This is a genomic window from Microbacterium sp. zg.Y909, assembly GCF_024626565.1.
In genome coordinates this window covers 1-8,621 of sequence record NZ_JANJFJ010000187.1, presented here as the reverse complement: position 1 = coordinate 8,621, position 8,621 = coordinate 1, and the positions used below count along the sequence as shown (strand labels likewise).

The 8,621-nt window shown below is 70.5% G+C and carries 9 protein-coding genes; 6 read left to right on the top strand and 3 right to left on the bottom strand.

Going from position 1 to position 8,621, the window contains the following annotated elements:
* The 6 genes from NQ160_RS13735 to NQ160_RS13710 all read left to right on the top strand — a co-directional run.
* The coding region (locus NQ160_RS13735) for an ATP-binding cassette domain-containing protein (protein ID WP_257515778.1) at nucleotides 1-846 on the top strand (846 nt) is incomplete at its 5' end.
* Nucleotides 843-2,159: an ABC transporter permease gene (locus NQ160_RS13730; RefSeq protein ID WP_257515662.1), complete on the top strand. Its 1,317-nt coding sequence runs from the start codon at nucleotides 843-845 to the stop codon at nucleotides 2,157-2,159. The genes NQ160_RS13735 and NQ160_RS13730, both read left to right, overlap by 4 nt.
* A complete protein-coding gene (locus NQ160_RS13725; RefSeq protein ID WP_257515663.1) occupies nucleotides 2,156-3,442 on the top strand; it encodes an ABC transporter permease in 1,287 nt (428 codons plus the stop codon). The genes NQ160_RS13730 and NQ160_RS13725 overlap by 4 nt, the downstream gene beginning before the upstream one ends.
* A 7-nt stretch (nucleotides 3,443-3,449) precedes the next feature.
* Nucleotides 3,450-3,851 (top strand): cytidine deaminase, encoded by a 402-nt coding sequence (locus NQ160_RS13720; RefSeq protein WP_257515664.1) that lies wholly within the window; start codon nucleotides 3,450-3,452, stop codon nucleotides 3,849-3,851.
* Nucleotides 3,848-5,143 (top strand): thymidine phosphorylase, encoded by a 1,296-nt coding sequence (locus NQ160_RS13715; protein ID WP_257515777.1) that lies wholly within the window; start codon nucleotides 3,848-3,850, stop codon nucleotides 5,141-5,143. The genes NQ160_RS13720 and NQ160_RS13715 overlap by 4 nt, the downstream gene beginning before the upstream one ends.
* A 24-nt stretch (nucleotides 5,144-5,167) precedes the next feature.
* A complete protein-coding gene (locus NQ160_RS13710; RefSeq protein ID WP_257515776.1) occupies nucleotides 5,168-6,283 on the top strand; it encodes an adenosine deaminase in 1,116 nt (371 codons plus the stop codon).
* Nucleotides 6,284-6,373: 90 nt separating this feature from the next.
* Here NQ160_RS13710 and NQ160_RS13705 read toward each other — a convergent pair whose 3' ends face one another.
* From NQ160_RS13705 to NQ160_RS13695, 3 genes are all read right to left on the bottom strand, one after another.
* The gene (locus tag NQ160_RS13705; RefSeq protein ID WP_257515775.1) at nucleotides 6,374-7,099 is read right to left on the bottom strand and encodes an alpha/beta hydrolase; all 726 of its coding nucleotides are present in this window, start codon (nucleotides 7,097-7,099) and stop codon (nucleotides 6,374-6,376) included.
* A 44-nt stretch (nucleotides 7,100-7,143) separates the two neighbouring features.
* Nucleotides 7,144-8,295, bottom strand: a complete 1,152-nt coding sequence (locus NQ160_RS13700) for a mannitol-1-phosphate 5-dehydrogenase (protein WP_257515774.1) — start codon at nucleotides 8,293-8,295, stop codon at nucleotides 7,144-7,146.
* Nucleotides 8,292-8,621 (bottom strand): PTS sugar transporter subunit IIA (locus tag NQ160_RS13695; RefSeq protein WP_257515773.1); only part of this gene is annotated, 330 nt, incomplete at its 5' end. The genes NQ160_RS13700 and NQ160_RS13695, both read right to left, overlap by 4 nt.

Below are 8,621 nucleotides of genomic sequence, written 5' to 3'. Positions count from 1 at the left end.
ACCGCCTCCAACACCGAGCTCGCCTCCCTCATGGTGGGCCGTGCGGTCGAGCTGACCGTGCAGAAGCAGCCGCCGCGCCTGGGCGAAGGAGGACTCGAGGTGCGCGACCTCCGCGTGCTCACCCACCACGGCGCCATCGTCGTCGACGCCGTCTCGTTCGACGTGCGCCCCGGTGAGGTGCTCGCGATCGCCGGCGTGCAGGGCAACGGCCAGACCGAGCTGGTCGAGGCCATCGTCGGCCTCGCCGGCCGCGTCGAAGGCTCCATCAGCCTCGACGGCACCGAGCTCGTGGGCCGGAGCGTGCGTGGCATCCTCGACGCCGGCGTGGGGTTCGTCCCCGAGGACCGCAACGAGGACGGCTTGGTGGGTGAGTTCTCCGTCGCCGAGAACCTCATCCTGGACCGCTCGTCCGACCGCGCCTTCGTGCGCTGGGGCACGATCATGCGCAAGACCCTCGACCGGTTCGCGCGCGACCGCATCGCCGAGTACGACATCCGCACGCAGGGCCCGCAGGCTCCCGCGGCGACCCTCTCCGGAGGCAACCAGCAGAAGGTCGTCATTGCCCGCGAACTCGATCGCGAGCTGCGGCTGCTGGTGGCCGCCCAGCCGACCCGAGGCGTCGATGTCGGCTCCATCGAATTCATCCACAAGCGCATCATCGAGACGCGCGACAGCGGCGTGCCGGTGATCGTCGTGTCGACCGAGCTCGACGAGGTGACCGCGCTCGCCGATCGCATCGCCGTGATGTACCGCGGCGCGATCGTCGGCGTCGTCCCCGGCGACACCCCGCGCGACATCCTCGGCCTCATGATGGCCGGCGCCAGCGACCCGGAGGTGGCAGCATGACCGGCACGACACCCGGTGCCGACGACGTGACACAGGGGCTGCCCCCCGAGCAGCTGCCTCCTGTCAAGAGCCCGCTGGCGGGGGAGCCCCAGGTTCCGCCGCCGCCGCGCACCAACGTCTTCATCAAGGACCTCCTGCGCGGCAGCGCGTTCACCACGATCCTCGCGATCGTGCTGGCGTTGGTCGTCGGCGGCATCCTCATCGCCCTCACCGACGAAGATGTGCAAGAGGCGGCCGGCTACTTCTTCGCCCGTCCCGGCGACACGTTCGCCGCGATCTGGAGCGCCGTCTACGGCGGCTACGAGGCCCTCTTCCGCGGCGCGGTGTTCAACCCGCGCGGGGCGGATTTCGCCGCGCAGATCCGTCCCTTGACCAGCTCCCTGGGGTTCGCAGCTCCCCTCATCGCCGCCGGACTCGGCGTGGCGCTGGCGTTCCGCGTGGGCCTGTTCAACATCGGCGCCCGCGGTCAGATGCTGGTCGGCGCGATCTTCGCGGCGCTGTTCGCCTTCAATCTCGACCTGCCGTTCTGGCTGCACATGCCGCTGACGATGCTCGCCGGCATCATCGGGGGCGCCCTGTGGGGCGGGATCGTGGGTGTGCTGAAGGCGCGCACGGGCGCGCATGAAGTGATCCTCACGATCATGCTCAACTACGTCGCCTACTACCTGCTGCTGTGGATGATCCGCACGCCCGGCCTGCTGCAGAAGCCGGGCACCAACCAGCCGATCACTTCGGCCACACCCGAGACGGCGCAGTTCCCCGAGCTCTTCGGGTCTGCCTTCCCGCTGCTGGACTGGGGCTTCGTGATGGTGATCATCGCGACGATCGCCGTCTGGTGGATCGTGGAGTTCTCCAGCCTCGGCATGCGCCTGCGCGCCGTGGGGGAGAACCCGCACGCAGCGCGCGCGGCGGGCATCAACGTCAAGCGCATCTACGTCTACGCGATGCTCTTCGCCGGAGGGCTGGCGGGCCTGGCCGCGATGAACCAGATCCAGGGGTCGGTGACCACCGGCTTCTCCGGTTCGATCGACGCCGGCATCGGCTTCGACGCCATCACCGTCGCCCTCCTCGGCCGCAGTCGCGCGTGGGGCACCTTCGCCGCCGGCATCCTGTTCGGCGCGCTGAAGTCCGGGTCCTTCTCGATGCAGGCGCAGGGGATCCCCGTCGACATCGTGCTGGTCGTTCAGGCGCTCATCGTGCTGTTCATCGCGGCCCCGCCGCTGCTGCGGGCGGTGTTCTTCCTGCCCAAGACCGAAGCGGAGAAGGCAGCCAAGGCCCGAGCCAAGTCAGCGAAGAAGGCGGTGGCCGCATGAGCGCGCTCGCTCCCACGGCGTCGAACCCCGGCGCCCTCCCGCTCGGCACGGTCAAGGAGCGGCACCTGAAGGTGCCGGTCGTCCTGGCCCTGGCCACGGTGCTGCTGGCTGCGCTGTTCTTCTTCGCCCCCCGCGACGGGATCAGCACCTTCCGGCTCGGCGACGCGTCGTCGGCGATCGCCCTTCCCAACGTGGAGCTGCCCACCGCCACCACCAGCTGGCTGCTCGTGGTGCTGCTGCTCGCCCTGACGGCATGGGCGGCGTGGGATGCCTGGTCGTACCGCCGCCCGCCGCTGTGGCTGGTCATCGTCTTCGCGGTGCTCGGGGTGTTCGCCTTCCTCGTGTGGGCGGCCGCGGGCGGACTCGTGCCGGTCACGGGGCTGCTGTTCGGGGCGATCTCCCTCTCGGTGCCGCTGGTCTTCGGCGCGCTGGGCGGGGTCATCGGCGAGCGGGTGGGCGTGGTCAACGTCGCCATCGAGGGGCAGCTGCTGCTGGGCGCCTTCTCGGCGGCGCTGCTTTCGAGCGTCACGGGCAACCCCTTCATCGGCCTGATCGGCGCGATGATCGGCGGTGTGCTGGTCGCCTTCGTGCTGGCCGCCTTCGCGATCAAGTACCTCGTCGACCAGGTGATCGTCGGCGTCGTGCTGAACGTGCTGGTCACCGGCCTGACCGGCTTCCTCTACGGCGCGCTGCTCGTGCCCAACGAGAACGAGCTCAACCAGCCCGTGCGCTTCACGCGGCTCGAGATCCCGCTGCTCAGCGATATCCCGATCATCGGACCGGTGCTGTTCAACCAGACGTTCCTGGTGTACCTCATGTACATCACCGTCGCCGTGGTGGCGTGGGGCCTGTACCGCACCCGCTGGGGCCTGCGCCTGCGCGCGGTGGGCGAGCACCCGCAGGCTGCCGACACCGTCGGCATCAAGGTCAACATGTCCCGTTTCTGGAACGTGTCGCTGGCGGGCGCCATCGCCGGCGTCGGCGGGGCGTACTTCACCCTGGTGTCGGTGCCGCAGTTCGGCAAGGAGATGACCGCGGGTCTCGGCTTCATCGCCCTGGCCGCGGTGATCTTCGGCCGGTGGGACCCCATCCGCGCCGCCCTCGCGGCGCTGCTGTTCGGCTTCGCCACCAACCTGCAGAATCTGCTGACGGTGCTGGGCACGCCGATCCCGAGCGAGTTCATGCTCATGCTGCCCTACGTCGTCACCATCATCGCCGTGGCCGGTTTCGCCGGCCAGATCCGCGGACCCGCGGCAGCCGGCAAGCCGTACATCAAGGGATGACATCGACATGACCGACATCGATTGGGACCATCTCCGCGCCGTCGCGACGGAGGCCATGGAGCGGGCATACGCCCCCTACTCCCGGTATCGGGTGGGCGCCGCCGCGCTCGTGACCGACGGGCGGGTGGTGGCCGGCTGCAACGTCGAGAACGCGTCCTACGGGGTGGGCCTGTGCGCAGAGTGCGCCCTCGTGGGTGACCTGCAGATGTCCGGCGGCGGCCAGCTCGTCGCGTTCGTCTGCGTCAACAACGACGGCCAGACGATCATGCCGTGCGGACGCTGCCGTCAGCTGCTCAATGAATTCGCCCTGCCGGGCATGCTGCTGGAGACCGTCTCCGGCATCCGCACGATCGACGAGGTCCTGCCCGACGCGTTCGGGCCGCGCGACCTCGAGGAAGTTTCACGATGACCACCGAGAACGAACCGTTCGACGCCGTCGACGTCATCCGGGCCAAGCGTGACGGGGGCGCCGTCCCCGAGCCCGCACTGCGCTGGATGGTCGACGCCTTCACACGCGGCTACGTCGCGGAATCGCAGATGGCCGCCTTCGCGATGGCGGTGCTCCTCAACGGCATGCAGCGCGACGAGATCCGCGTTCTCACCGACGCCATGATCGCCTCGGGTGAGCGCATGAGCTTCGCCGCCCTCGGCAAGCCGACCGTCGACAAGCACTCCACCGGCGGTGTCGGCGACAAGATCACCCTCCCGCTCGCGCCGCTCGTGGCATCCTTCGGCGTCGCCGTACCGCAGCTCTCGGGACGCGGCCTCGGTCACACCGGAGGGACGCTGGACAAGCTCGAGTCGATCCCCGGCTGGCGCGCAGCCCTCACCAACGACGAGCTGTTCGCGCAGCTGCGCGACATCGGTGCGGTCATCTGCGCTGCGGGCTCGGGCCTGGCCCCCGCCGACAAGAAGCTCTACGCGCTGCGCGATGTCACCGGCACCGTCGAGGCCATTCCGCTCATCGCGTCGAGCATCATGTCGAAGAAGATCGCCGAAGGCACCGACGCGCTCGTGCTCGACGTGAAGTTCGGCGGCGGCGCGTTCATGCGCGATGTCGAGAAGGCCCGCGAGCTCGCCCGCACGATGGTGGCGCTCGGCACCGACTCGGGCGTCGCGACCACTGCGCTCCTCACCGACATGAACACTCCGCTCGGCCTCGCGATCGGCAACGCCAACGAGGTGCGGGAGTCCGTCGAGGTGCTCGCCGGCGGCGGCCCCGCCGATGTGGTCGAGCTCACCGTGGCCCTCGCCCGCGAGATGCTCGCCCTCGCGGGCCAGCCCGACGCCGACGTCGAAGCGGCGCTGCGCGACGGCCGGGCGATGGACACATGGCGTGCCATGATCCGCGCCCAGGACGGCGACCCGGACGCACCGCTGCCGGTCGCCCGCGAGACCCACACCGTCACCGCGACCGCCGGGGGCTTCGTCACCCGTCTCGACGCGCTCCCCTTCGGGATCGCCGCGTGGCGGCTGGGGGCGGGTCGCGCCCGCGCGCAGGACCCGGTCGTCCACGCCGCCGGCATCGACCTGCACGTCAAGCCCGGCGACACGGTCACCGAGGGGCAGCCGCTGTTCACCCTGCTGGCCGACGACGACAAGCGGTTCGCCCGCGCGCTCGACGCCCTCGACGACGCGTGGGAGATCGGCGCCACCGCTCCGACGGCCACGCCGCTCGTGCTCGAGCGCATCACCGCCTGACTCCGCACCGAACGAAGGAACCTCATGGGCATGGACCAGAACGACGACGTCCGGCTGCAGGGAGTCTCGATCCGCGAGCTCCCGAAGGTCTCGCTGCACGACCATCTCGACGGCGCTGTGCGCCCGGCGACGATCATCGAACTCGCCGACGAGACCGGTGTGCCGATCCCCGAGACCGACGCCGACGCGCTGGCGGAATGGTTCGAGGAGCGCAGCGACTCGGGCTCGCTCGTGGAGTACCTGAAGACGTTCGACGTCACCACCGCGGTCATGCAGACGCGCGAGGGTCTCACCCGGGTGGCGCGGGAGTTCGTCGAGGACCTCGCCGCCGACGGCGTGGTGTACGGCGAGGTGCGATGGGCGCCGGAGCAGCACCTGCAGGGCGGGCTGTCACTGGACGAGGCCGTCGAGGCCGTGCAGGAGGGCATCGAAGAGGGTGAGGATGCCGTCGAGGCGACCGGTCGCGACATCCGCGTCGGCCAGCTCCTCACGGCGATGCGCCACACCGACCGTTCGCTCGAGATCGCCCGGCTCGCCGTCGCCCACCGCACGCGCGGCGCCGTCGGCTTCGACATCGCCGGTCCCGAGGACGGCTTCCCCGCGTCGAATCACCGTGAGGCGTTCGACTACCTCGCGGCCCATTTCTTCCCCGTCACAGTGCACGCCGGTGAAGCGGCCGGGCTCGACTCGATCCGCTCGGCGCTCATCGACGGCCGCGCGTTGCGCCTCGGCCACGGTGTGCGGCTCGCCGAGGACCTCGAGGTCATCTCGCGCGAGGGCGAAGAGGTCTTCGTCCAGCTCGGTGACCTCTCCCGGTGGGTGCGCGACCGCGAGATCCCGCTGGAGCTGTCGCCGTCGTCGAACCTGCAGACAGGTGCCATCGAGCGCTGGGGCAAGGAGCTAGCCGACCACCCCTTCGACCTGCTGTATCAGCTGGGCTTCTCCGTCACGGTGAACGTCGACAACCGCACGCAGAGCCGCACCTCGCTCACTCGCGAGCTGGCACTGCTGGCCGAGGCCTTCGAGTACGACCTCGACGACCTCGAGGCGTTCCAGCTGAACGCCGCCGCCGCCGCCTTCCTGACGGTGGAAGAGCGCGAGGAGCTCATCGAGATCATCGCCGAGGGTTTCGCCCGCTGAGACGGCCGTCATCGCGGGCTCGCCGTGCCTGGCGCGGGCGGGGTTGGTGCGGCATCCCGGCGCCCCCGCTCAGCGCGCCACAACCCGCGCTCAGGGTGCGAAGGACCCCGCGAGCCCGCCGAGCTCTTCGGCGACCAGCGCCCGCATGTCCTCGTCGCTGATCGTCGGCTCGCCGTCCCCGGGCTGCGCGCCGTAGTCCCCGAACGACGCGTGCGAAGCGCCGTCGATCTCCACCAACTCCGCGTCGGCGGGCAGCAGCCCTCGCGCGTCGGCGATCTTCTGCGGCGTCGACAGGCCGTCCTCGCTGCCCGCCAGGCTCAGCACCGGCAGGTCGGAGTCGGACAGATCCGTCGCGCAGTACGAGGCGAAGAGGGCGAGCCCGTCGGCGTCGTCGGCCAGCTGGCACGCCCGCACGCCGCCCAGGGAATGGCCGCCGACGATCCACGTGTCGACGCCCGGCGCGAGGTCGGTGAAGGTGTCGAGCCCTCGCGGGTCGAAGAACGCCAGGTTCAGCCACGGCTTGGTGATGACCACCGTCCGGTCGTTCTCCGCGGCGGCGCCGGCCAGCAGCGCGGCGTAAGCCCACGGGTCGACCTTGGCGCCCGGGATGAACACCAGGCCGGTGTCGGAGTCGCCGTCGGCGGGGGAGAGCACGATCGCCGCAGAGTCGTCGGTCACGGTGATGCGCTCGTCCGCGCGCACCGCGTCCAGGGGCTCGGACTCCGCGGCCATGACACCGACCTGGCTCCAGATCACGACGCCGACCACGGCGAGGACCAGCAGCCCGGCGAGGGACCCGAGCACCCACCACAGCACGCGGCGGCCCCGCCGCCCGCGCCCGTGGCGGGTGCCCGGCCTGCTCAACGCAGCGCGCGCTGTCGTGCCGTGACGACGGCCAGCACGGGAGCGAACAGCGGGTGGTCCGAGTCGAGACCCGTGACGGATGCCGTGAAGGTCGCGGCATCCTGTTCGCGCAGCAGCCGCTGCATGTCGACCGACTGCGGGTCCTCGGGGTCGTCGAACTCCAGCGCGGCGCCCATCGCGGCCACGAGGCCGTCGACGGCGAGGCCGCGCTCGGCCGCCTCCGCAGCGGGCCCGACGAACCGCTCGTGCCGGGAGAGCTTGCGCAGCGGCTGCCGTCCCACGCGCCACACGGTGTCGGGGAGCGCGGGGTTGGCGAAGCGTCGCAGGATCGTCTCGCGGTAGTCGGTGAGGTCGTCCGGGTTGAGGCCGTGCTTGGCGACCAGCAGCGCCGACGTCTCCGACAGCGCCCGGGCGACGGCCGCGACGATCTCCGACTCCTCCAGCGCCGCGGCGATCGTGTCGACGCCGGCACGCGCGCCGAAGTACGCCGTCGCCGCGTGGCCGGTGTTGACCGTGAACAGCTTGCGCTCGATGTAGGGCGCCAGGTCATCCACGAAATGCGCCCCCGGGATCGAGGGCAGCTCGCCGCCGAAGGGCGGCGCCTCGATGGCCCACTCGAAGAAGGGCTCGACGGTCACGTCCACGCCTTCCCCCGGCGCCTGGGCGGGGACGATGCGGTCCACCGCGGTGTTGGCGAAGACGGCGTGGCCGGCGATGGCATCCCAGCCATCCTCCGCCTGGGCGCGGATCTCGTCGCGCAGCAGGTCGGTGGCGTTGATGGCGTTCTCGCACGCCATGACCTTCAGCGGCGGGAGCGCGGGGTCGCGCATCGCGATGCCGGCGACGATGTGCGGTGCGACGAAGCGCAGCACGGTGGGGCCGACCGCAGTGGTGACGATGTCAGCCGTGGCCACCTCATCGATGACCGCCTGCGGGTCGGTCTGGCTGTTGATGGCGCGGAAGTTCGTGACCACCTTGTCGGTGCCGCCCTCGCCCACCTCGTGCACGGTGTAGGAGTCGGCGGCGTTGATCGCATCGACGAGGTCGGCCGCGACGTCGGAGAACACGAGCTCGTAGCCGCCCTCGTGCAGCAGCAGGCCGACGAAGCCGCGCCCGATGTTGCCGGCGCCGAAGTGGACGGCCTTCATGATGCGTTGACCGTCGAGAGGAGGGTGTACAGCTCTTCCGGCGTCTGCGCCTGCTTGAGCTTGGCCACCTCGTCCTCGTCGGAGAACACCAGGGCGATCTGCGACAGGATCTCGAGGTGCTCGTCGCCCTTGCCGGCAATGCCGACGACGAAGGTCACGGGGTTGCCGTCCCAGTCCACGCCGCCGTCGTAGCGGACGACCGACAGTGCCGAGTCCAGGATCGTCTCCTTGGTCTCATTCGTGCCGTGGGGGATGGCCAGCTCGTTGCCCATGTAGGTCGAGACGGTCTCCTCGCGCTGCTGCATCGCGTCGTAGTAGGCGCCGGT

Coding starts and splice junctions, on each gene's coding strand:
- NQ160_RS13730 (WP_257515662.1), top strand. CDS start 843: ATGACCGGCACGACACCCGGTGCCGACGACGTGACACAGGGGCTGCCC.
- NQ160_RS13725 (WP_257515663.1), top strand. CDS start 2,156: ATGAGCGCGCTCGCTCCCACGGCGTCGAACCCCGGCGCCCTCCCGCTC.
- NQ160_RS13720 (WP_257515664.1), top strand. CDS start 3,450: ATGACCGACATCGATTGGGACCATCTCCGCGCCGTCGCGACGGAGGCC.
- NQ160_RS13715 (WP_257515777.1), top strand. CDS start 3,848: ATGACCACCGAGAACGAACCGTTCGACGCCGTCGACGTCATCCGGGCC.
- NQ160_RS13710 (WP_257515776.1), top strand. CDS start 5,168: ATGGGCATGGACCAGAACGACGACGTCCGGCTGCAGGGAGTCTCGATC.
- NQ160_RS13700 (WP_257515774.1), bottom strand. CDS start 8,295: ATGAAGGCCGTCCACTTCGGCGCCGGCAACATCGGGCGCGGCTTCGTC.